This is a genomic window from Paraburkholderia translucens, from assembly GCF_020881035.1.
Classification (GTDB): Bacteria; Pseudomonadota; Gammaproteobacteria; order Burkholderiales; family Burkholderiaceae; genus Paraburkholderia; species Paraburkholderia translucens.
Genome location: NZ_JAJITC010000032.1, coordinates 1 through 22559 on the forward strand (window position 1 = coordinate 1; position 22559 = coordinate 22559).

A 22559-nucleotide genomic window follows, 5' to 3' on the forward strand; every position below is an offset into this window, starting at 1 on the left:
AGAGCTCACCCCGCATCGCCGCGTCCGCAGCGCTCGCTTTGCTGTGGAATCGCTGCTCGACTTCGCGTGGAATGCCCGCTCGCCTTGCCGTGGAACGGCTGCTCGATTTGCGCGGAATACGCACGCTTGCCGACCATCTCGCTTACGCATGGAACATGACGTATCCCAGGTTACCAGGTTTCGCGGCAAAGATGTGGGTAATTGCAAGGCTGGCGCCACGCTTACATCACGGTAGCCCAATCGTCAGGATCAAGTCCATGTGCATCGATGCCATTCAGTGCAGCGGCAGCGAACCGCTCAGAGAGAGTTATCGGGGTGTGAAACCGCTCTTGGATGAGCGCTACTGTCCTTTTCAAGGTGTCCACGCTGCATCGTTCATTCATCGGCTTTAGTCCGTCCGTTGACTAGATTCTGGAGTCTGGGTGCAACCACGATGATCATTCTCAATGCGTCGCTCATCGAAACGAGAGTCAGCTCAGTATTTGACCGAAGACGCGTGTTGCATCACAGTTGCGCGGCTTACATTTTCCTCGGAAAAAGACCGCAAGACGGCAAGTTTCGGACCCTGATCGGTCCTTCGGGTTAGCCGATAGCGGTAATTCACCACGCGCTGCCGACGTTGTTGGTAGGGTGTCCTTGCCCGTTAGGCAGCGCTGGCTTGAACAAGGCGCAGCGCCCATCCTGTTTTTAACGTGCCGTCTTCACGCTGCATGGGCGCAACCGCCGTCAGCAATTCGCTCTTGAACTGCTCGCGCCCAGCGTCCGACATCCTGTCGGTATCGTAGGTTTCCAGCATGCTCTGCCATAACTGTTCTGGCGTAGGCGTCCATTCGACGTCAATGTCTTCAAACGCGATGTTTGCAAACCCCTGCTGGAGTAGTTCTCTCCAACCGGCTTCGCAGCGTGTGCGCGAATCACCGAAGCGTAAGCGAGTCAGGTGTGCGTTCGCGATGGGTCGGAACACGTTTAGGAAAGCTTCCCCAACTTCGCCGAGCAGAAAGGCTCGGCCAACGACAGCGGCAAACCTACCGCCCTTACGCAATACGCGGCGGATTTCGCGCATGACTTGTTCGATGTCGTCCATCAACATCAAAGCCATGTGCGACAGCACGTAATCCACCGATCCGGTTTCAAGCGACAACTCTTGCGCGCGCTCATTTATCAACCTGATATTCGGCGGCAACACCGCTCGAGCAGCAACTAACTCGCCATCGCTCATGTCAATGCCGATCAACTTCGTCGCTGTATGGTCCCTGTCGCTCAAAATCTCCAGCAGTGGCCCGTCACCGCATGCCAGATCAAGCACGATCCGGGGCAACTCATCGTTCGGGACCCGTTCTGCTAGCGCGTGATAAGACGATAAGTATTCTGCCTGTCCGGATCGAGCAGCATAGGCGCTGTACGCCCTGCGCGTTGTTCCGACTTGGCGCAGATGGAAATCTTTCAAATAAGCTTCTACTTGGGAAGTCATGTTTGCGTGACCGGTTCGCTCAGATTGCGGTTGTACTTCAAGGCTTCGAGTCGTCATCTTCGCCGAAAATTGTCAACATACCCAGCTTCGATGTCGGAACGTCTCGTTCTGGCCAAAGATCACTACTCGTCGCGCGCCGATTGAGTAGGTATCCGGTAGATGACAGACATGTATTTCGGTGTCTCGCGCCGCTCCACGATGACACCACCGAGCGATTCAGCGATGCGGCGGCTCGGGATATTTTCTTCGGCCACTGGATAGGTGAAGCTCGCTACGCGAAGGGTCCGGCTTGCCCAGCCTGCCACAAGACCCACAGCTTCACGGCCAAAGCCTTCCTGGTGGCGGTCTTCCCGGATCCAAATACCTAATTCCGGGCTAGTGTTCCGAACGTAGTGAAGTCCGGCTAATCCAAGAAAACCCCCAGCGTCACGTTCACGGATTGCGAAGACGAAGTCCGCGCCGTCATCTATCGCTGGCAGCCAGGACTGCCAGATACGATCGAAATCCTCACGACTTGCGGGCGGATCCCACGCCATGAAGCGGGTAAGTGAAGGCGTAATGCACGGGAAACTCAAATCTGCGTCGATGGTCGAGAACGGCCTTATGGAAAGCCGAGCTGATTCAATGCGGATTTCGTGCGAGCGCACCATCTCTCATCCCTCGATTCATTCGCTAATGTCGTCGGATTGTCGACGATCTGCGTCTCTCTGTCGAACGTCTCTTCCTGGGCCGCCGACTGCTGTCTACCCGCGTCTCATCTGCAACGACGCGTCAGTCGTGCTTATCACGCGAAACCCGAAGCGGCGATAAAGGTTTATTGCCGGATTTCCTTTCAAAACACTCAGCTTGACAGGTACACCAGCGACGTCTGCCAGCTGTAGAAATCCACGGACCACATGCGCCCCGATGCCGCGGCCCTGATGCGTGGGCAAAATCTTAATTTGCACGATGGCCCACTCATCTGCGTCCCGAAGAGATTTGAAAAGTCCGATTTCTTCGGACCCCAACAAATTATGCAAGAGTCGTTGTAGCGATACCGAAGACGCTCCCGGTGAGTACGCTCGTCGGTGGGCTCGCCAGCGCGTTTTAGGTGCTCGTCCATCGTCGCTTTCCGCAAATCGAACAGAAACGGCTCATCGGCAGGCGTCGCCGCACGGAGCGTGATTCCAAAATTCTTCATTCGAACTCTCAACCGTAGCCTCGGTAACGCTACCGATTGTTGACGATCTCCAGCACCTTGTCGACCGTCCGGTTGTGGCCGATCAGCGACCACTTGCTGACCGGCCCGAACCCCTACACCTCTGTCTGTTCAGCCATTTCAAGCGCGTCATCGACCTCGATGCCGAGGTATCGGACGGTGCTCTCGAGCTTCGTGTGGCCGAGCAGCAGCTGGACAGCCCTGAGGTTCTTCGTGCGGCGATAAATCAATGACGCCTTGGTTCGGCGCATCGTGTGCGTACCATAGGCCGTGTCGTCAAGGCCGATTGAGGCGACCCACCGATGAACCAAACGGGCGTATTGTCGTGTCGACAGGTGGGGAGAGCCGTGAATCCTGCTTTTGAACAGGAAGTCGGTCGCATGCAGCCCGGCATGCCTTATCCACGCAGCCACACTGTCTCGCGTCTGCTCGGTGATCTCGAATTGCACTGGCCGTTGCGTCTTCTGCTGCATGATCATTGCACGGCTGGCGACGTGCTCTCCTTGATAGACGTCCCGAACGCGCAGCTTTGTCAAATCACACGCCCGAAGCTTGCTATCGATGGCGAGATTGAACATTGCCAGACCCCGCACGTGGGATGAAAGCTGCAAGCGCACACGGATCGCCCAGATCTCCTTAAGCTTCAGCGGGGGCTTCTGTCCCGTCAATCTTCCTTTGTTCCACGGCACCCGCGACGGGCTCGTGTCGGTTGATGCGTTCATGACAATCTCCTTTCAGTTGAAGGGAGATTCAGTCTGTACTTCTTCAATGGGCGCTAGCCGACCCTGAGCGGTCCGTCATCTTTCTCCGAAGCGGACACTCCGGTCGCATCAGCGAAGGGCGGGAGATCGATAGGTCACGAAGTGCTCGTCTTTTGACACGACGGAGAAACCGAGCTTCTGATAAAAGCGTATCGCCCCATGATTGCACAAGAAACATGAAAGCGTTAACGGTCGGGCCGACTCGGACACGCGCGCCATCAACATGTGCATTGTCCGCCGACCGATCCCTCGGCCGCGATACTCCGGTTGTAGAAGCAAGAGCGACAAGTGAACGCGCTCGACCTCGTCCTTGAGCGAAACATACCCCACAGCTAACGATCCGAGGCTTATCGAAATGAAATCCGGATCAAAGTATGAGGTATTAAATCTTTCTCGCTGAAAGTTCTCGTCCCAGCCGAACGTTTGCTCGACATGTTCATGAAGAGACAGTTCGTAAAGAGCAAACAGCGCTTGCCTATCAACAGCACTACTGGGCATCTGGCGCAGTGTGATAACACCATCGTCAGACGTAATCGGTCGCAATAAGATACTCATCATGTGTGGATGCTTGTCGCTCGCGTTGCAGTTCGAGAATAGATTTCTCCGCACAGGTCACTCAACCGTTTAGGTCAATGCGATACCTGAGAGTCTCGGCAAGTCCATAGGCGGCTGCTTTTCTGAAGCGCTCGATCAATACGCCGTTGCACGCCACGATGACTCTCTGCGAGGCAACATTCTCCGGATCAACTGTTAGCTCGACGTACGGAAGACCTTGTAGTCGTGCTTCGCCCAGCATCAATTTGAGTGCTTGTTTGGCGTAGCCGTTGCCTCTCTTCCACGGCACGACCGAGAAGCCGATATGCCCGAGAACATATGGCGGCAATTCAGCAGTTCCAGCTTGCCAACGAAATCCGATTGCGCCGCTCAGTGCACCGTCCCAAATCCATCGCACAACGCTTGGAAGGCGCGCGACGGTCGAGCCGTCCGGTAAAGGAATCGGCCCGCCCGATGCAGTCGGATCATCCAGTTCCCCCACAAATCGCTCAGCGTCAACTTCTATAGCGCGGAGTTGTTCGCGCGCAGCGATCTCCTTACGGACGTTGTCGGGCGACCATCCGGCTTCAAGCGCTGAAACATAGCTCGGCAGCAATGCGGTCGTAGGTCTCAACAGTTTGATTGTGCTCATGCTGTTCGGTGCTTGTCTGGGAGCGCTGATTGTCCATGAGTTAAAGCAGCTGCGTCGAGCGTCTCAAAATGGCCGCATTCTGCCTGCTCGGGGGGAGCCGGATCATTGTCGGATTTTTGAATAAACCCGCGTATTACGCAGCGTCCCGCTAGGCTCTACTCGCGAATTGCGTAATACGCCTTCAAGCGCCATGCCAACTCGCTCACACAATCGCCATGCATTCGGGTTCAGGTCGTCGGTGTAGGCTTCCACGCGATGGGCCGCGAAGGCGGTGAAGGCGAGGTCGACTATCGCGGTGACGGCTTCGCTGATTAGGCCTTGCTTAGTCCAGGCGGATCGTCCCCACCAGCCGGCCTCAAACGTGCCGGCGCTCCAGCGCGGGTTGTGAAGCCCACCACATCCGACCAACTCGCCGGAATCACGCAACAAGAAGAGAAAAGGAAAATCGCGACGGGCGATAAAGTTGGACGCCCCGACCCGGCAGAAGGCCTCAGAGGCATCAACGGAGGGCTCTTCCATTGCCCAAGGCAAAGATGCCGGAAACTCGCGTAGAGCCTCCAGTGATTCGATAGTCGCCTGAAAGACTTGCTGACCATCACCCTGTCGAGGGGGGCGAATGACTAGCCGATCGGTGTAAATCGGACCGGGTAGATCTATCAGGACAGGTTGCATGGAGACGGTTCCAGGTTGAAACAGAAACGGGGACTGTTCAGTGCGAATTGTCGGCGATCTAGACTGCGATGTCGAACGGCCGAAATTGGCCGGTATTACCCGCTGAGCGATGCCGCCTCAAAGCTGCCACTGGCGCAAGGAAATCTATTCGAACGCCAGCTTACGGCGCGGTAAGTCGAACGCGTACAGTCGGCCATCACCGGTCGTTCGATGCCAGCCCTAAGGCGCCGTTCGAATTCCCCATCGACCTTCGAAAGCGGTCTCCGAAAGTTCGATTCGCCACGTGTGAACCCCGTTAGGTGCTCACAAAGATGGCGTGTCACGCAAGGTTCGCCGGCCTGCGCAGATACTCGCCAAGGAAGTCGACGAACGTCCTGAGCTTGACCGAAAGCTGGTTGCGCTCCAGATAGATCGCGTGGATATTCGCGTCCGGCAATGCCCAGTCCTCGAGCAACGGCACGAGTTCGCCGCGCGCGAGATGCCCCTCGATCTCCCACTGCGATCGCACGACGATCCCGCGCCCTTCGAGCGCCCAATGCAGCACGACGCTACCGTCGTTGCTGGACAACGCGCCATCCACCTTGACAGTCTCCGTGCGCTTGCCACGGGAAAAATGCCACGTGCCGTACGCCGACTCGTTCTCGCGCAACACGATGCACGCGTGCCGTATCAGATCGTGCGGCACGGAAGGCTCGCCATGCTGCGCCACATAGCCGGGTGACGCGCACACCAGGCGTTTGTTTTCGAGCAGGAGCCGCGCGTTGATGCGCGCATCGGGCACCTCGCCGAAGCGAATGCCGAGATCGAAACCCTCGTCCTGAAGACTCATCGGACGGTCCGTCAGATGCAGCAGGATCTTCATCGCGGGATAGCGCGCGACGAATTCCGACACCGCCGGCGCAATGCGCGCCCGGCCAAATCCAAACGATGCATTTACGCGCAGCAGTCCCGTCGGCTCCCCGCGGCTTTGCGTGACGAGGTGCTCCAGTTCCGACAACTCGTCGAGAATGCGCGAGCCGTTCGACAGATACAGTTCGCCTTCCGGCGTGAGGCTCAGACGCCGCGTCGTACGGTTCATCAGGCGCACGCCGAGGCGCCGTTCCAGTTGCGCAAGCCGCTTGCTGATCGCGGGCGGCGTCACGCCCAGTTCGCGCGCGGCAGCGGCCAGATTGCGATGCCGCGCCACGAGCGCGAACAGATTCAGGTCCGAGAAACCATCCATTTTTCGATGCTCCACTTGTTCGGCTATTCGTTCCTGAAAGTTACGACCGGAATGCATTTCAGGAAACCAAATCGCATGATTCATCAATTAGACTCGAAGCAAGATCAGGAGACAACCCATGTTTGAAGGCTTCAGGAACGTGTCGGCGAGTGTCGACGATGTACGCATTCACGCCATTCAGGGCGGGCGCGGTCCCGCGCTCCTGCTCCTGCACGGGCATCCCCAAACGCATGTGATCTGGCACAAGGTCGCGCCCACGCTGGCGGAACATTTCACTGTGATCGCCGCCGATTTGCGCGGCTACGGGGACAGCGGCAAGCCGCCGGGCGCTGCCGATCATGCGAACTACGCGAAGCGCCGCATGGCGCTCGATCAGATCGAACTGATGCGCCGTCTCGGCCATGCGACCTTCGCGGTGATCGGTCACGATCGCGGCGCGCGGGTCGCGGCGCGCATGGCGCTCGATCATCCGGATGCGGTGACGCGCCTCGTGACGCTCGATGTCGCGCCGACGCTCGCGATGTACGAGCAGACTTCGTTCGACTTCGCGCGCGCCTATTGGCACTGGTTCATGCTGGTGCGTCCCGCGCCGTTTCCGGAGACGCTGATACGCGCGGATCCCGATCTCTATCTCAAACAGACGATCGGCGCGCGCAGCGCCGGCCTCGCGCCATTCACGGCCGACGCTTACGCGGAATATCTGCGTTGCCTGTCCGATCCCGAAACGGCGCACGGCATCTGCGAGGACTACCGCGCGAGCGTGACGATCGACCTCGATCACGACCGCGCCACGCTCGCTTCCCAGCAGCGCATCGTCTGTCCGTTCATGGCGTTGTGGGGCGCGCAAGGCGTGATCGACCAATGCTTCAAGCCGCTCTCCGAGTGGCAGGCGTATGCGTCGAACGTGCAGGGCGAAGCGCTGCCCTGTGGCCACTACATCCCCGAAGAAGCGCCGGAGTTGTTGCTTGAACGCGTGCTGCCTTTTCTCAGCGAGTAAGCCGATGTCCAACCGAACCCTTTACCAGAAGCTCGTCGATTCGCACACGGTGACGCGTATCGACGAACAAAACGTGCTGCTGTACGCCGATCTGCATCTGATGAACGAGTACACCAGCCCGCAGGCATTCAGCGCACTCGATGCGCGTGGCCGCGCCGTGCGCCGTCCGCGTCAGCAGCTCGCCGTCGTGAGCCACATCATTCCCACGCATGCGGAGTCGCCGCGCGTGATTCGCGATGCGGCGTCGCTGCTGCAGGCTCAGAACCTGGCGCGCAATTGCGAACGCGCGGGCATCCGGCTCTTTGCCGCGGACGATCCGCTGCAAGGCATCGAACATATCGTCGCGCCGGAACTCGGCCTGATTCGCCCCGGCATGGTCGTGCTGTGCGGCGACAGCCACACCACCACCTACGGCGCGCTCGGCGCATTGGGCTTCGGCATCGGCACGTCGGAAGTCGAGCACGTGCTCGCGACGCAAACGCTTGTGTACCGGCTTGCGAGGATCATGCGCATCACGATCGATGGCGCATTGCCGTACGGCACGTCGTCGAAAGACGTCGTCATCTGGATCATCAGCAGGATCGGCGCGCAAGGCGCGCGCGGTTACGCGGTGGAATTCGCCGGTTCGACAATCGAATCGCTGTCGGCCGAGGCGCGCATGACCTTGTGCAACATGACGGTCGAAGCGGGCGCGCGCGCTGCGCTGATCGCGCCCGACGCGACCACCCTGGACTACGTGCGCGCCCACGCGCCTTCACTTGACGAAGCGGCCTGGGAAGCTGCGCTCGAAGACTGGCGCGACTTGCAGTCCGACACAGGCGCGCACTTCGACGCCGAACATCGCTTCGACGCGCGGAACATCGCGCCGTTCGTCACCTGGGGCACGAGTCCCGATCAGGCCGTCGCCATCGATCAGCCGATTCCCGACGAAACCGCGCAACCGACACCGGAAGCCGCGGCCTCGCTGCGCCGAGCGCTCGATTACATGGGACTCACGCCCCGCCGGCTGATTGCCGGCACGCGGATCGACCGCGTGTTCATCGGCTCGTGCACCAACGGGCGCATCGAAGACTTGCGCACGGTGGCCGCGATCGTGCGCGGCAGACGCGTGGCGCCAGGCGTGCGCGCGATGGTCGTGCCGGGTTCGGGCAGCGTGCGCCGTGCCGCCGAACAGGAAGGCATAGCGAAGACGCTGATCGATGCGGGCTTCGAATGGCGCGAGCCGGGCTGCTCAATGTGTCTCGCGATGAACGACGACGTGCTCGAAGCCGGCGAACGCTGCGCGTCCACCACCAACCGCAATTTCGAAGGCCGCCAGGGACGCGGCGGCCGCACGCATCTGATGAGTCCGGCCATGGCGGCGGCTGCCGCGATGACCGGCTGCATCACCGATGTCCGCACGCTGGAGGCACCCGCATCATGACCAGGCTTACCACCATTGAAGGCAGCGCCGCCCCGTTGCCGATCGACAACCTCGACACCGACCAGATCATGCCGAAGCAGTTCCTGCGCATCATCGACAAGGCGGGTCTCGCCGACGGCCTGCTGTACGACCTGCGCTTCGACGGGCGAGGCGCAACTCGCCCGGACTGCGTGCTGAACCAGAGCGCTTACGCGAACGCGCGCATCCTGATCGGCGGCGCGAATTTCGGCTGCGGATCGAGCCGCGAGCACGCGGTGTGGGGCTTGCAGCAATACGGATTTCAGGCGGTGATCGCGCCGAGCTTCGCGGAAATCTTCTATTCCAACGCGATGAATAACCGCTTGCTGCTCGTGCAACTGGATCGCGATGCCGTCGATGCGTTGACGCGCGAGGCGATCGCAACGCCTGGCACATCGTTCTCGATTGATCTCGAACGGCAGACGGTGAGGTCCGCCTCGGACCAGCAGTATGTGTATCCGCTTGGCGCGCGCCACAAGCGCATGGTGATCGAAGGCATGGATACCGTCGATCTGACGCTCGACTCCCTCTGCGCAATCGAAGCGTTCGAACGGGCGCATTTCGCGCGACATCCCTGGGCGCAAGTGATGTAAGCGCCCAACCGCCGCGCGACGCGGCGCGTTCCCTGTTTTAACCGGGCCGATTCCCTTCCGACCGAAGAAGGGAGGGGCATCCCTTTGCCTCGAAAATGGAGGAGACACATGAAGCGCAAACCGTTTTACACGATTCTCTATGTGCAGGTGCTTGCAGCCATCGTCGCCGGCGTGCTGCTCGGCCATTTCGCGCCGCACGCGGCGGTTGCATTGAAGCCGTTCGGCGATCTGTTCATCAAGCTCGTGCGGATGATCATTGGGCCGGTGATTTTTTGCACGGTCGTGACGGGTATCGCGGGCATGCAGGACATGAAGAAAGTCGGCCGCGTCGGCGGCAAGGCGCTGCTCTATTTCGAGGTCGCATCCACCCTCGCGCTAGGAATTGGTTTGCTGGCCGCGCACGTGATCGCGCCGGGCAACGGCTTCAACGTCGATCCGTCGACGCTCGATGCGCGCGCCGTTTCAGGCTATGCGGCGCAGGCGGCGCATGGCGACGGCATCGCCGGATTCATCGCGCATGTGATACCCGACACGTTTGTCGGCGCGCTGGTCCAGGGCGACATCCTTCCCGTGCTGCTGATCGCGATGCTGTTCGGCACGGCGCTCGCACTGATGGGCGAGCCCGCCGCGCCCGTCACGCAGATGATCGAAACCTTGTCCAAGGCATTCTTTCGCATCGTCGGGATGGTCACGAGTCTCGCGCCGATCGGCGCCTTCGGGGCGATGGCATTCACGATAGGCCGTTACGGCATCGTTTCGCTGCTGCCGATGCTGAAGCTGATCGGCACGTTCTATTTCACCGCGTTCGTGTTCGTGGCTGTCGTGCTCGGCATCGTTGCGCGTCTGTGCGGGTTCGGTCTCTGGCGCTTTCTTGCTCATATCCGCGACGAATTGCTGATCGTGCTAGGTACATCGACGTCCGAGGCGGCGTTGCCGCAACTGATGGACAAGCTCGAACGCCTGGGTTGCCCACGCGGCGTGGTGGGGCTCGTCGTGCCGACCGGTTACTCGTTCAATCTCGATGGCACTAACATCTATATGACGCTCGCCGTGCTGTTTCTCGCACAGGCGACCAACACACATTTGTCGTTTGGGCAGCAACTCACGCTATTGCTCGTCACGATGGTGACCTCGAAGGGATCGACGGGCGTGACGGGCGCGGGCTTCATCACGCTCGCTGCGAGCCTGTCCGTGGTGCCGACCGTTCCCGTCAGCGCGATGGTGCTGATCCTCGGCATCGATCGCTTCATGTCCGAATGCAGGGCGTTGACCAACATCGTGGGCAATGGCGTGGCGACGATCGTGGTATCAGCGTGGGAAGGCGAGCTCGATCGGGCGAAGCTCGCGATGGCGTTGGGCAATGGGAAGCAGGTCCGAGGCGATTCGCGGTCCCCCGACATGCGCGAAACGGCCGCTATTGATCGTGAACGGTCTTTTACGAATGATTTGATCCGGTGACCGCTTCGGGTCAGGCTGCGTCAGTCTCCTCCCCAAACTCATCGCTCGGAAGCGGTCACTGGAATTCAGCGGCCCACAAGCGGCCAGTCGGCAGTGCGTACTCCCGACCCACAGGAGCCGTTCATCACTTTCCCAAGCGGACGTTCGCAAGTGTCCGCGTAGGCGCAGAGGTGCCAGCGGTTAGGATTTGCTGCAGAATTTGCCGTACGGCGTTCGATCGGTAATCGAGCGCTTGTTGAGCGCGGCGTCTCGAAGCGCCGTCGCGCGGTCGGTCAGCGGTTTGGCTTCCGCAGAGCGTCCCGCTCCAGCAAGGGCGCGTGCGTACTCCTCCAGAATATCGGAATACGCAACAGGTGCTTTGTTCGCGACATTCGCTCCGTCCAAGAACGGCATTGCGCGTTCGAAGTATGCGGCGGATTGCGAAAACTTCTTCTGGTCCAGATTCAAGCGAGCCAGTTCGATCAATGACAGAAAGAGAGGTTGGCCTGCTTGTTTATCAAGCTGGTAAGCCGCGTTAAGTTCGCGTTCGGATTCGTCAAAGAAACAGGTGACGCCCAACGAACGCCCGTATTCGTAGTGTGCGATAGCCCTGCTCGCTGGAGGCAAGTCCGCCTGATCAGCGTTCAGCGTTGCACGGGCAAAAGCTCGACGTGCGGTGTCCCAATCGCCGCGCCGCTCGGCTGCCGCACCGACCGCAGTGTAATTGGTGGCCACCCGCTCGCTGACTGCCGAAGCGCATCCGCATAGAACAACGCTTAAGATGAGAACCGCGTCAAGCGCCTTCATGTTTTCTCAATTGCAGGGATAATTGTTGTCAAAATGAACGTCGCTCAGACGGATCCACGCAGTGCCGCACATAACCCTTTTTCAAGGCACATGTGAAAGACTGTCGTGGCAAATCTAACGGCTCGTTAGAGAGAAACTTGAGCGTAGCGCCCATGGTTCATCGCAGAAATGCTGGATCGAGTTCATACGGAAACAACGGAAAGCGTGCGCCACGCATGGGCTTCGTTTGTTGACGATCCAAGTAACCCTGTCGACCGGCCGCTTCTGGCCGATTGGGTGAGGTCGCCAACGGCTGCTCATTGGCGCTCCAGTTCGCAAAACCTAAAATTGGCTGACTGACCGCTTCGGAGAAAGTTATCTGACCGGAGTGGGTCGGTAAGACCCATTCGTGGATAGAGACAGGAGACATTCGTCGGCATGGGTTTGCGAGTGTCGGCGAAGCGACCTTCAGCCGCCGTACGGCGGCTGAAGGTCGACCGTCGGCTTAGGCCGAGTCGAACGCATAGGCTGTCCGGCAGTTTTCCCCACCGAAGCGGTCTCGAGGATGGTTGTCCTGCAGCAACGACGCCGGCACAGGTCCGCCGGTTCTGTTCTAGGACAACCGCGCTGGAGCGCGGCCGCACAAATCCCGATGTAGCATCGTTTCGCGCGGCCAGAACCAGCTGCGCTAGATTTCAATCTGCTCCGAAATCTCGAGCGCGTCGTCGACTTCGATACCAAGGTAGCGGATTGTGCTTTCAATCTTGCTGTGGCCAAGCAGCAACTGCACTGCCCTGAGGTTCTTGGTGCGTTTGTAAATCAGGGTTGCCTTCGTGCGTCGCATCGAATGGATACCGTACGCTGTCGAATCAAGCCCCGCGGCATCGGCCCATCGACGAATCATCCGGGCATATTGCCGGGTTGAAAGATGCGGGGACGCCAATAGTCGACTTGGGAAGAGGTACTGCTCCGACCTCAGGGTAGCCTTCTCCAGCCATGCGCCGACCGCCTTCCGGGTCGACTCGGTCAGTTCAAACCGGACCGGACGCTGCGTCTTTCGCTGGACGACCTGCGACCGCGACAGGACCTGATTGCCGTGCGTCACGTCGCGGACTCGCAGACTGACAAGATCGCAACCACGCAGTTTGCTGTCGATTGCTAAGTTGAACAGGGCAAGATCGCGGACAGCATGAGCGTTCTGAAGGTAGATCCGGATGGCCCAGACGTCTTTCGGCCTCAGCGGCGGCTTCTGCCCGACCAGCTTGCCCTTGTTCCATGCCTCACGGGATTGTTCGGTCTTCATCGTAGTCTCCCCCAGGGGTGATGGGAGTTCGATTGTGGTCTCCAACCTCGACGCCCGCTCTGGCCGGACTTGCCCGGGGTCGATACCCGGCCCGGCCAAATAATGCCTTTCATCGATCTTCGAAGCCTTCACCAGAGCGGCAGGTCCGCGAACGAATGCTGCACGATGACCTACAGGTAAATTTCGGCCATTGCCGACATTCGAGGGACCGAGTTCTACGTCAGCAATGTGGCTGATCGCGGACGATGGCGGCATCGAGCAGGTCAATGGCGGCTTCCGCATCCGCGATCCCACACTCCCGACCCGGAGCGGATCTCCGCTGTCCTCGACCGAAAGTCCGCTTCAGATCCTATCGCGGCCGCCTGCTGGCTGTCCAAAACCACGAGCGGTTAAAGCCTTCACATTGCCGGAGTATTGAAAATGCCGTCAAGAAAGATGTCCACCAGGTGGGCAACGCGCGATTTCGAGGAGCCGCCGTGCTCGATGGAGAGCGAGATCGCCGTCCGTCACCGTAACGGCGAGCCGTGGTGAAATTTCCTTCCAATGAGAGACCAAGCCCGACCCAAACTATCAGACAGTCGCATCCAATTGAATTTTTAAGCTGGCGCTTAGATTATTGGTTTTGTTAGATGCATGTCATTGATTTAGAAAAAGACAGGCAATTAACCAAATCTACCTGCACTGACATGCCGACCGCTTTCGCACAAACCGTCGAAGCGCACTTTGCGGAGCTTACCCCCACGGCCAAGCGCATCGCCAGTTACATGCTGGCGAATCTCGAACGACTTGGACTCGAGACCGCTGATCAGATTGCGCAGCAAACGGCCACAAGCGGGATTTCTGTGGGGCGTTTTCTGCGCAGCGTCGGCTATCGCAACCTCGACGACCTCAAGCGCGAGCTGCGCGGCGCACAAGCGCGCTCGTGGATGATTACCGACCGGCTCGACGAATACCGGCGTGTGTCCGGACAGTTCGGCAACGCCGCGCATAACGGGGAGAACGGCGCCCTGACCCGCTCCCTAGAACTCGAAATCGACGCGATCCAGCATGTATACCGGTTGGCGCAATCGCCCATGTTCGCCCGCATCGCGGAGCGCATTTCCCATGCGGACGCCGTGTATATCCTCGGCATACAGTCGACGCGTGGCATCAGCAACGCGTTCTACAGCTACCTCGAATACATCCGTGCGCGTGTGTTCTACTCCGACGGTATGTCCGGCTCATACGTCGACTCGCTGAACTCGGAGTTTGCCTCACCGTACCTCGTCGTTACCGATACGCGCGCCTACTCGATGATCGCGCGCCGCTACTGTGAAGCCGCGACACGTCGTGGCGTGCCGTTCACGCTGGTCACCGACATCTATTGTCCCTGGGCTCGCGAATTCGCCTGCGACCTGTTGCAGGTCAAAACCGACGTCGGCCAGTTCTGGGACTCTCTGGCGCCGCTCACCTGCCTGTTCAACCTGCTGATTAGCGCGATCGTCGCCCAACTGGGGGCAGCCATCGACGAGCGCGTCGCGCGCAATCGCGAGCTGCAGGGCGAATTTAGCCAGTTCGATCTCTGAACCCTCTCACATCCGTCATCCCACCCCGCTCTCCATGACAAAACCGCGACTCATCGAAATCACCCCCGCCACGCATGGCGTGGACATCGACCTCGTCTATGCCACCGAGCGCAACCTGACCGGCAAGCCCATCTACAAGGAGGCTCACTGCCTGCTGCTCGAACCCGCCGAAGCCGGTTTGCGCAAGGGAGTTGAAATTGCCCGCGACGCCGGCCTGACAGTGCGGATTTTCGACGCCTACCGGCCACCCCAGGCGCAACAGGTGCTGTGGGATTTCCTGCCCGATCCCACTTACATCGCTGAGCTTGGCCGTGGTTCGAACCATAGCCGCGGCACAGCGATCGACGTGACGCTGCTGGATGCCAGTGGCAACGAACTCGACATGGGCACGGCCTTCGACGCCATGACGATCGAGTCCGAACACTTCCATACGGGCCTGCCCGAACACGTGCAGCGCAACCGCCTGTTACTGCTCGGCATCATGCACGCCGCCGGCTTTGCGCACATCAAAAGCGAATGGTGGCATTACGAGCTGCCAGGCTCCCGTTCGCTGCCGCTGATCGACAACAGCGAAAGCGGTCCGTTGCGTCTCATGTAGTGGCGTTCGATTTCTCCATCCGTTGTTCCCTGACAGGCTCTACCCCATTCCTTATGGAGCGGCAATGAAACTCGTATTGCGCAATGCACTGACGGCGGCAGCAATCGCCTCCGCCTCGACCCTGTCGCTCACAGCGGCCAACCCCGCTGCAGCGGCGACGCCGAAAGACATGTTCGTCATGGCGACGTTCCTCGACGAATTCACCACGCTCGATCCAGGCGAAGTCTACGAACTGGTGCCGGAAGAATATGTGGCGAATACATATGACCGGCTGGTGCGGGTCGATCTGAAAGACCCGTCGAAGTTCAACGGCGATGTCGCGCAATCATGGACCGTGAGCCCCGACGGCCTGACCTTCACGTTCAAGATCCGTTCGGGTCTCAAGTTCCACTCGGGCAATCCGTTGACCGCCGACGACGTCGCGTGGTCGATCCAGCGCACCGTCCTGCTCGACAAAGGCGCGGCGGCCGTGCTGCAAGGCATCGGCCTGACCAGGGACAATGTGCTTAACAACGTGAAGAAGGTTGACGATACCACCGTCAGTGTGACGACAGACCAGAAATACGCGCCAACGTTTGTCCTGAACGTCCTCGGCGCGTGGCCTGCATCGGTGGTGGACAAGCAGTTGCTGCTCACGCACCAGAAAGGCAATGACTTCGGCAACGACTGGCTGCGCACCAACGAGGCCGGCTCCGGCGCCTACAAGCTCGTCAAATGGACCGCCAACGACAGCATCGTACTGCAGCGCTTCGACGGTTATCACTTACCGCTCGCGATGAAGCGTATCGTGTTGCGTCATGTGCCGGAAGCTTCGAGCCAACGCCTGCTGATCGAGAACGGCGACGTCGATGTGGCGCGCAACCTGAGTCCAGACGATCTCGTCGCTCTGACGAAGTCCGGCAACGCGCATGTGACCGCGGTGCCGCAAGCGACGCTTCTGTACCTCGGCCTGAACGTCAAGAATCCGAATCTGGCAAAACCGGAAGTTCAAGAAGCGATGAAGTGGCTGATCGACTATAACGGTATCCAGAGCAACGTCGCGAAAACCACCTACAAGGTGCACGAAACGTTCCTCCCCGAAGGCTTTCTCGGCGCGCTGAACACGAACCCTTACCAGCAGAACGTCACGAAGGCCAAAGCGCTGCTGGCAAAAGCCGGGCTTCCGAATGGCTTTTCCGTGACGATGGACGTGCGTAACGGCTACCCGTACAGCGAAATAGCCGAAGCCGTGCAGGCCAATCTTGCGCAAGGCGGCATAAAGGTTCAGATCATTTCCGCCGACAACAAGCAGACGCTTGCAAAGTACCGTTCGCGCTCGCACGACATCTATATCGGGGAATGGTCCGCGGACTACATCGACCCGCACAGCAACGCCCAGGGCTTCGCCTGGAATCCGGACAATTCCGACAAGTCGGCCTACAAGATGCTCGCCTGGCGCAACTCGTGGGACATTCCTGGCCTGACGAAGGAGACCAACGCCGCGCTCGCCGAATCGTCGACAGCGAAGCGCACCGAGTCGTACCAGACGATGCAGAAGCAGATGCTCGCGAACTCACCCTTCGTGATCATGTTCCAGCAGGTCTCGCAAGTGGCCGCGCGACCGGGGGTGACGGGACTCGAGGTGGGTCCGATCAACGACCTCGTGTCGTATCGTGATCTGAAGAAGCAGTAAGGTTTGCGGCGAAGGCGATACTGTCCAGGCTTCGCCTTTGACCGAGGAACTCATCATGTCGACTCCCTTCACGAGTTTCGAACGCATGCGCGCGCTTTCAGCCGAAAGCGCCAGCGCGCGCTGGACCTTGCGCCTGGTGCGCTGGGTAATCACGCTGGTGATCACCTTCACCGGGTTGCTGGCGGTCACGTTCGTGATTGGCCGTAAAATTCCGATCGATCCGGTACTGGCGATTCTCGGCGATCGCGCGTCGGCGGCCGCCTACGCGGCGGCGCGTCTCCAGCTCGGGCTGGACAAGCCGCTCGCCGTGCAGTTCCTGATCTATGCGCGGGATGTGCTGCATGGCAACTTTGGCATGTCGCTGCTGACCGCCCATCCAGTTATCGAAGACATCCAGCGTGTGTTTCCCGCGACGCTCGAACTCGCGACGCTGTCGACCATCAATGGCGTACTGATCGGTGTGCCGCTCGGGGTGATCGCCGCCGTGCGCCACAACCGCTGGATCGATCACGTCGCGCGCATCGTCGGCCTCGTCGGCAGTTCGGTACCGGTATTCTGGCTCGGGCTGATGGGCCTTCTGCTGTTCTACGCGAAGCTGCACTGGGTAGCGGGTCCGGGACGCGTCGATCCGGTATTCGACGGGATGGTCGATACGCACACAGGCAGCCTGCTCATCGATTCGCTCATGGCGGGCGAATGGGACGTGTTCTTCAATGCGTTCTCGCATATCGCGCTGCCTGCTGCCATTCTCGGCTACTACTCGGTCGCCTATCTGAGCCGCATGACCCGTTCGTTCATGCTCGAGCAACTCAATCAGGAATACATCACCACGGCACGCGCGAAAGGCTTGCCCGAGCGCCGGGTGATATGGCGTCACGCCTTCGGCAATATCGCCGTGCCGCTCCTGACCGTGATCGCACTCACGTACAGCTATCTGCTCGAAGGCTCGGTGCTGACCGAAATGGTTTTCGCCTGGCCCGGTATCGGTTCGTACCTGACGGGCGCCCTGCTGAACGCTGATATGAACGCCGTGCTTGGCAGCACGCTCGTGATCGGCGTCATGTTCATCGCGCTCAACCTGTTGACCGATGCGCTTTATCGCGTGTTCGATCCGCGCGCCCGCTGATGTTCCGGAGATTTCTTTCGTGCTTCCCCCAACCGATCAATCTATGCAGACGCAGGAATGGCCGATGAGTGCCGTGCTCCGACGATGGAAAGACTGGCTGCTGAGCGACACGCCCGCGTCACGCAGGCAGGCCTCGCTCGGCCTCGCTTACCGGCGCTGGCGACGTTTCGCGGGCAATCCGCTGTCGGTCTTCGGCTTGTTAATTCTGGCCTTGCTGATCATCATCGCGGCCATCGGGCCGCTGATCGTACCGCACGATCCGCTGCAGCAAGTCCTCTCCGACCGTCTGCTGCCGCCAGGTTCGCCATCGCACTGGTTCGGCACCGACCAGCTTGGCCGGGACATCCTCTCACGTCTTGTCTACGGCTCACGGCTCACGCTTTCGATTGCGATTCTCGTCGTGGTGATCGTGGTTCCGGTGGGCCTTTTGATCGGCACCACGGCTGGCTTCTTTGGCGGCTGGGTGGACAACGTGCTGATGCGGATCACCGACGTGGCGCTCGCGTTTCCGAAGATCGTGCTCGCGCTCGCTTTCGCGGCCGCGCTGGGACCCGGCGTCATCAACGCGGTGATCGCCATTTCGATTACGGCGTGGCCAGCCTATGCACGCCTCGCGCGGGCGGAAACGCTGCGGCTCGTGCATGCGGATTTCATTCACGTCGCGCGCTTGCAGGGCGCGTCGCAGACGCGCATCCTCCTGCGCTATATCACGCCGCTCTGCTCGTCGTCGGTCATCGTGCGCGCGACACTCGATATGGCCGGCATCATTCTCACTGTCGCGGGGCTTGGGTTCCTGGGCCTCGGCGCGCAACCGCCGGCCCCCGAGTGGGGTTTCATGGTCGCGTCGGGTCGCAACGTGCTGCTCGATTCGTGGTGGGTGGCCACCATTCCGGGCTTCGCCATTCTGCTGGTGAGCCTCGCCTTCAACCTGCTCGGCGACGGTCTACGAGACGTCTTCGACCCGCGCCATGGAGGCTGACATGCCAGTCGTTACGACCCAACCTCTGTGCAAAATCGACGATCTGCGAATTGGCTTTCGCGGTAATGGCGGCGAATTGACCGAAGCCGTGCGAGGCCTTTCGCTGACACTGCAGCGCGGCGAGCGGCTTGGCATCGTTGGCGAATCCGGTTCTGGCAAATCGCTCACCGGACGTGCGCTGCTCGGCCTGCTGCCGCCCGCGGCGCAATGCCATGCCAAGGCGATGAAGTTCAACGGTCAGGATCTGCTGGCAATGTCGGTGCGCAAGCGCCGGCAACTGTGCGGCCAGCAGATAGGCATGATCCTGCAAGATCCGAAATACTCGCTCAACCCGGTGATGACCGTCGCGCAACAGATGCGCGAAGCGTTCGACCTACACGGTCCGAAGTTCAGCCGTCGCGAGATGCGCGAGAAGATCATAGAGGCGCTGGCATCGGTGCATATCCGCGATCCGGAGCGTGTCGCCGATGCCTACCCGCACGAGTTGTCGGGTGGCATGGGGCAGCGCGTGATGATCGCCATGATGGTGTCGCCCGGACCGCGTCTGCTCATCGCCGACGAGCCGACCAGCGCGCTCGACGTGCTGGTCTCGATGCAGGTGCTCGGGATTCTCGACGAGATGATCGAAAAGCACCACACAGGCCTCATCTTTATCAGCCACGACCTGCCCCTCGTCATGTCGTTCTGCGACCGCGTCCTCGTGATGTTTGCGGGGCGTGTGGTAGAGACCTGCGCAGCGCGCGATCTCGTGCATGCCCAGCATCCCTATACGCGCGCCCTGCTCGCGGCGAATCCACCGCTCATCGATCCGCCCGGTGAACTGCCCGTGCTGAAGCGGGACGCGGCATGGCTCACGCAATCGGCAGGAGAATCAGCATGATCGATGTCAACGCCCTGACGGTCCGCTTCAGGACCAAAACCGGTGACGTCGACGCCGTGCGCGAGGCGAGCTTTCGTGTCGGCGAAGGAGAAGTCTTCGGGCTGGTCGGCGAATCGGGTTCCGGCAAGTCGACGATTCTGCGCGCGTTGACGGGCCTCGCGCCAGTCGCCGGCGGCCATATGAAAATCGGCCCGCACGTGTATGGAGAGAAGATCGACCGCTCCTTTCGACGCGACGTACAGATGGTTTTTCAGGATCCGTACGGCTCACTGCATCCGCGTTTCACAGTCGATCAGACCTTGCGCGAGCCGCTGACCATCAACGGCATCGGCCGGCAAGAACAACGCATTGTCGATGCGCTGCGCGAAGTCGGGCTAGGTCCGGCGTATCGCTTCCGCTATCCGCATCAGTTGTCGGGGGGGCAGCGGCAACGCGTCGCGATTGCACGGGCGCTGATTGTCGAACCGCGCGTGCTGCTGCTCGATGAGCCGACGTCCGCGCTCGATGTGTCCGTGCAAGCCGAAATCCTGAACCTGCTGCGACGGCTTCATCGCGAACGCAATCTCACAGTGATGCTCGTGAGCCACAACCTGGCGGTCGTCGGCTTTCTCTGCTCGCGCGTCGCGGTCATGCGAAATGGCGAGATTGTCGAGCAGCGCGATATCGCTTCCATTCGCGCGCAGCAGGTCGAGCACGAGTACACTCGCAGCCTGCTGCTCGCGACCACGGGCTACCTGCGCAAGTCGGTCCGGTAACTGGAGCGGACACGCTGTTAGAGGAGCCAGTAGCGGCGCGGAGTTGTCACCGAGCTCCGATTGCACCGGCACCATGAAAATCGTCGATACCGCAGGCGGAGCGGTGTCGGCCGGCGTCGAAACTGATCTAAACATCGTCGTCGCTGCCGACGGGATGCTCATTCAATCCGTTGTTTACAGGGCGATCACTGTATCAGGCCAGACGCCGGACTGCGTGACGTGTCCACCGCAGTGTGAGCCAGGTGTGCAAGAAAGCTTTGAGGGGAAAAAGGTCTTGGTCCACGGCTTCGGTTAGTCGAGTCCCGGATGTACGCACGGCCGCTAGGCGCTCACAATGAGTTAGGCTGTGCCCGAGCCCGGGCGCAGGTTTTCGGGTCTTTTAATGGCCGCGCCTTTCCTGAGCGCGTGCTTGGCTGGACAATCACGGCTAGCCGCGCGCATCGATGGGTATCCCGAGGGTATCGGGACGCATTGTGACCTAAGATGCTCCGATGGAGGAACGCAGTTCATAAAGTTCGATTACTTTTTTATAAAAGGCCTTTTTTCTTTGGTTTCGCAAAACCTTATTAGAAGCAACAAGCTTCTTTTTAACTAAGTTAGGTATCAAGGTTATACCTTACCGCTAGGCCGACCTTTACCGTAACCTCGTCCCCTCGATCCACTGTGCACGGGGCATGGAAATACGGTATAGCCGCCGTTCGACGGTGGCGGTCGAACGTGCTCTTTCCGAAATCGTGGCCCCTTAGGACTCCGCTGCAAAATCAGTTGAGTGACTGTTATGCAGCAGGACGGACACCTTCCCAGACTCGCTGCAATAGTGCTCGGAGCAGCACCGCCTCTATCGGCTCACCTTCTGAGCTAGGCACACGCGCGACATATCGGTTGCTGCGGTCTGCGAACGCAAGTTTGGCCTTTTCATTGTGCAAGCCCGGCTTACCATTCTTGATGTCAAACCGGAGTTCCGCTTACTGCGGTAGCGGCGTGAGGTCTCTGACACAACGTGCAAGTGCCACACCGGCGATTAAGACATCTAAGCACGCGGTGACATGGGCGAAGACGGTACATGGACTAGAAGTCACGCTGTTTGCCGCCGTTGCCTGGCCTGGTATAGCCCTTGCGCGCTTGAGTGCGTACAAGGTGATGACCTATGGAGGAGTCGCATGCCACAAGTCATCGTTGCGCTGTTCGGCTCATATCATGACGGCGATGAAGCGCTTCGCGCGCTGCGGGCATTGGGGTTAAGCCTGGACCATGGACATTTATACCAGAGCGCAAAACGCGCCCCGACGACGCCTGTTTCTGTCAACACACCAGAGCTAGACTGGCGCCTCCACGAATCCGCGGAGTATGCCGCGCATGGCGAGCGTCCGGGCGCGGGCGCGAACCGATACAACCCAGAGACGGAAGATTTGGGCCTCAGCGCCGACACTGCAGCTCCTGTGAGCGCCGACCCAGTCTCGCGTACGCTTCTGGTCATTGAGGACACAACTGGCCTGAGACCTGCCACCGTTTGCGGGGTGCTTTATGACTACGGTGCGCTCGCCGTAAAGGACGCGGCCGGCCACTGGCGCTTTTCACCCAACCGGAAGGTCTGCCGCAGCCAGGAGTCGTGACTTGATTCGCGACTTCCAATTTTCCGACGCCGGATGGAGGTGCGGCTGACTGGCGACCGAGGCCAACCATGGTAGTGCACGCAGCCACTGCAGAGTTGGACCGGTAGCCCGTTGCTCGTGCGCCCGCCCCTGGAATGCCCCTTGCGCGTTCTAGAAGCACCCTTTTCAAGGAGAATTGAAATGAACGCGTCCCACCCGAAACCGTGAGAGCAGAGGAAGGGGTGGATCCTCACGGGCCGACGGCATCGAAGTGCCCAGGTGGAAAATGCACGCATTTCCCGGCAACCGGAGGATCCACGATGAA

24 protein-coding genes are annotated in these 22559 nt (G+C 60.0%); 14 read left to right on the forward strand and 10 right to left on the reverse strand.

The genetic code is table 11. The features are described 5' to 3' along the window. Window positions 1–392 (forward strand): hypothetical protein (locus LJ655_RS29600; RefSeq protein ID WP_230564707.1); only part of this gene is annotated, 392 nt, incomplete at its 5' end. 251 nt (window positions 393–643) lie between these two features. On the opposite strand, the gene LJ655_RS29605 is transcribed toward LJ655_RS29600, so the two are convergent. The 8 genes from LJ655_RS29605 to LJ655_RS29640 form a co-directional block, all read right to left on the reverse strand. Further along, the gene (locus tag LJ655_RS29605) at window positions 644–1471 is read right to left on the reverse strand and encodes a class I SAM-dependent methyltransferase (protein ID WP_230564708.1); all 828 of its coding nucleotides are present in this window, start codon (window positions 1469–1471) and stop codon (window positions 644–646) included. Window positions 1472–1593: 122 nt separating this feature from the next. Then, a complete protein-coding gene (locus tag LJ655_RS29610) occupies window positions 1594–2121 on the reverse strand; it encodes a GNAT family N-acetyltransferase (protein WP_230564709.1) in 528 nt (175 codons plus the stop codon). Window positions 2122–2214: 93 nt separating this feature from the next. Then, window positions 2215–2418 carry a GNAT family N-acetyltransferase gene (locus LJ655_RS29615; protein WP_230564710.1) on the reverse strand — a complete coding sequence of 68 codons (204 nt, stop codon included), beginning with the start codon at window positions 2416–2418 and terminating at the stop codon, window positions 2215–2217. Window positions 2419–2764: 346 nt separating this feature from the next. After that, window positions 2765–3391 (reverse strand): tyrosine-type recombinase/integrase, encoded by a 627-nt coding sequence (locus LJ655_RS29620; RefSeq protein WP_230564711.1) that lies wholly within the window; start codon window positions 3389–3391, stop codon window positions 2765–2767. A gap of 108 nt (window positions 3392–3499) precedes the next feature. After that, entirely contained in the window at window positions 3500–3988 is a 489-nt protein-coding gene (locus LJ655_RS29625) for a GNAT family N-acetyltransferase (RefSeq protein WP_230564712.1), read from the reverse strand. Between the two features lie 58 nt (window positions 3989–4046). Continuing rightward, on the reverse strand, window positions 4047–4616 hold the full coding sequence (locus LJ655_RS29630; protein WP_230564713.1) for a GNAT family N-acetyltransferase: 570 nt from the start codon (window positions 4614–4616) through the stop codon (window positions 4047–4049). A gap of 102 nt (window positions 4617–4718) precedes the next feature. Next, entirely contained in the window at window positions 4719–5288 is a 570-nt protein-coding gene (locus tag LJ655_RS29635) for a GNAT family N-acetyltransferase (protein ID WP_230564714.1), read from the reverse strand. 319 nt (window positions 5289–5607) lie between these two features. After that, window positions 5608–6510: a LysR family transcriptional regulator gene (locus LJ655_RS29640; protein ID WP_230564715.1), complete on the reverse strand. Its 903-nt coding sequence runs from the start codon at window positions 6508–6510 to the stop codon at window positions 5608–5610. A 118-nt stretch (window positions 6511–6628) separates the two neighbouring features. On the opposite strand from LJ655_RS29640, the gene LJ655_RS29645 reads away from it, so the two are divergent. From LJ655_RS29645 to LJ655_RS29660, 4 genes are all read left to right on the forward strand, one after another. Then, entirely contained in the window at window positions 6629–7507 is an 879-nt protein-coding gene (locus tag LJ655_RS29645) for an alpha/beta fold hydrolase (RefSeq protein ID WP_230564716.1), read from the forward strand. A gap of 4 nt (window positions 7508–7511) precedes the next feature. Then, window positions 7512–8930, forward strand: a complete 1419-nt coding sequence (leuC, locus tag LJ655_RS29650) for a 3-isopropylmalate dehydratase large subunit (RefSeq protein WP_230564717.1) — start codon at window positions 7512–7514, stop codon at window positions 8928–8930. Further along, a complete protein-coding gene (leuD, locus tag LJ655_RS29655) occupies window positions 8927–9541 on the forward strand; it encodes a 3-isopropylmalate dehydratase small subunit (protein ID WP_230564718.1) in 615 nt (204 codons plus the stop codon). Before leuC ends, leuD begins: the two co-directional genes overlap by 4 nt. Before the next feature lie 108 nt (window positions 9542–9649). Further along, complete coding sequence (locus LJ655_RS29660; protein WP_230564719.1) at window positions 9650–10999, forward strand: dicarboxylate/amino acid:cation symporter; 1350 nt, start codon at window positions 9650–9652, stop codon at window positions 10997–10999. Window positions 11000–11179: 180 nt separating this feature from the next. Here LJ655_RS29660 and LJ655_RS29665 read toward each other — a convergent pair whose 3' ends face one another. Together LJ655_RS29665 and LJ655_RS29670 are read right to left on the reverse strand one after the other, a co-directional pair. Further along, complete coding sequence (locus LJ655_RS29665) at window positions 11180–11785, reverse strand: hypothetical protein (RefSeq protein WP_230564720.1); 606 nt, start codon at window positions 11783–11785, stop codon at window positions 11180–11182. A 667-nt stretch (window positions 11786–12452) separates the two neighbouring features. Continuing rightward, window positions 12453–13067 carry a tyrosine-type recombinase/integrase gene (locus tag LJ655_RS29670; RefSeq protein WP_230564721.1) on the reverse strand — a complete coding sequence of 205 codons (615 nt, stop codon included), beginning with the start codon at window positions 13065–13067 and terminating at the stop codon, window positions 12453–12455. Window positions 13068–13753: 686 nt separating this feature from the next. Here LJ655_RS29670 and sapR point away from each other — a divergent pair. The 9 genes from sapR to LJ655_RS29715 all read left to right on the forward strand — a co-directional run bounded on the left by sapR (window position 13754) and on the right by LJ655_RS29715 (window position 22255). Beyond that, window positions 13754–14632, forward strand: coding sequence for a sap1 transcriptional regulator SapR (gene sapR, locus LJ655_RS29675; protein ID WP_230564730.1), 879 nt, complete (start codon window positions 13754–13756; stop codon window positions 14630–14632). 34 nt (window positions 14633–14666) lie between these two features. Continuing rightward, window positions 14667–15230 carry a D-alanyl-D-alanine dipeptidase gene (ddpX, locus tag LJ655_RS29680; protein ID WP_230564722.1) on the forward strand — a complete coding sequence of 188 codons (564 nt, stop codon included), beginning with the start codon at window positions 14667–14669 and terminating at the stop codon, window positions 15228–15230. A gap of 64 nt (window positions 15231–15294) precedes the next feature. Next, window positions 15295–16902, forward strand: coding sequence for an ABC transporter substrate-binding protein (locus LJ655_RS29685; protein WP_230564723.1), 1608 nt, complete (start codon window positions 15295–15297; stop codon window positions 16900–16902). A 55-nt stretch (window positions 16903–16957) separates the two neighbouring features. Then, complete coding sequence (locus tag LJ655_RS29690) at window positions 16958–18028, forward strand: ABC transporter permease (protein ID WP_230564724.1); 1071 nt, start codon at window positions 16958–16960, stop codon at window positions 18026–18028. A 64-nt stretch (window positions 18029–18092) separates the two neighbouring features. After that, entirely contained in the window at window positions 18093–19007 is a 915-nt protein-coding gene (gene nikC / locus LJ655_RS29695) for a nickel transporter permease (protein WP_230564725.1), read from the forward strand. A 1-nt stretch (window position 19008) separates the two neighbouring features. Next, window positions 19009–19887 carry an ABC transporter ATP-binding protein gene (locus LJ655_RS29700; protein WP_230564726.1) on the forward strand — a complete coding sequence of 293 codons (879 nt, stop codon included), beginning with the start codon at window positions 19009–19011 and terminating at the stop codon, window positions 19885–19887. After that, a complete protein-coding gene (locus tag LJ655_RS29705; protein WP_230564727.1) occupies window positions 19884–20642 on the forward strand; it encodes an ABC transporter ATP-binding protein in 759 nt (252 codons plus the stop codon). Before LJ655_RS29700 ends, LJ655_RS29705 begins: the two co-directional genes overlap by 4 nt. Window positions 20643–20715: 73 nt before the next feature. Further along, window positions 20716–20937 carry a hypothetical protein gene (locus tag LJ655_RS29710; RefSeq protein WP_230564728.1) on the forward strand — a complete coding sequence of 74 codons (222 nt, stop codon included), beginning with the start codon at window positions 20716–20718 and terminating at the stop codon, window positions 20935–20937. Between the two features lie 865 nt (window positions 20938–21802). Further along, window positions 21803–22255: a hypothetical protein gene (locus LJ655_RS29715; RefSeq protein WP_230564729.1), complete on the forward strand. Its 453-nt coding sequence runs from the start codon at window positions 21803–21805 to the stop codon at window positions 22253–22255. Window positions 22256–22559: the final 304 nt, after the last annotated feature.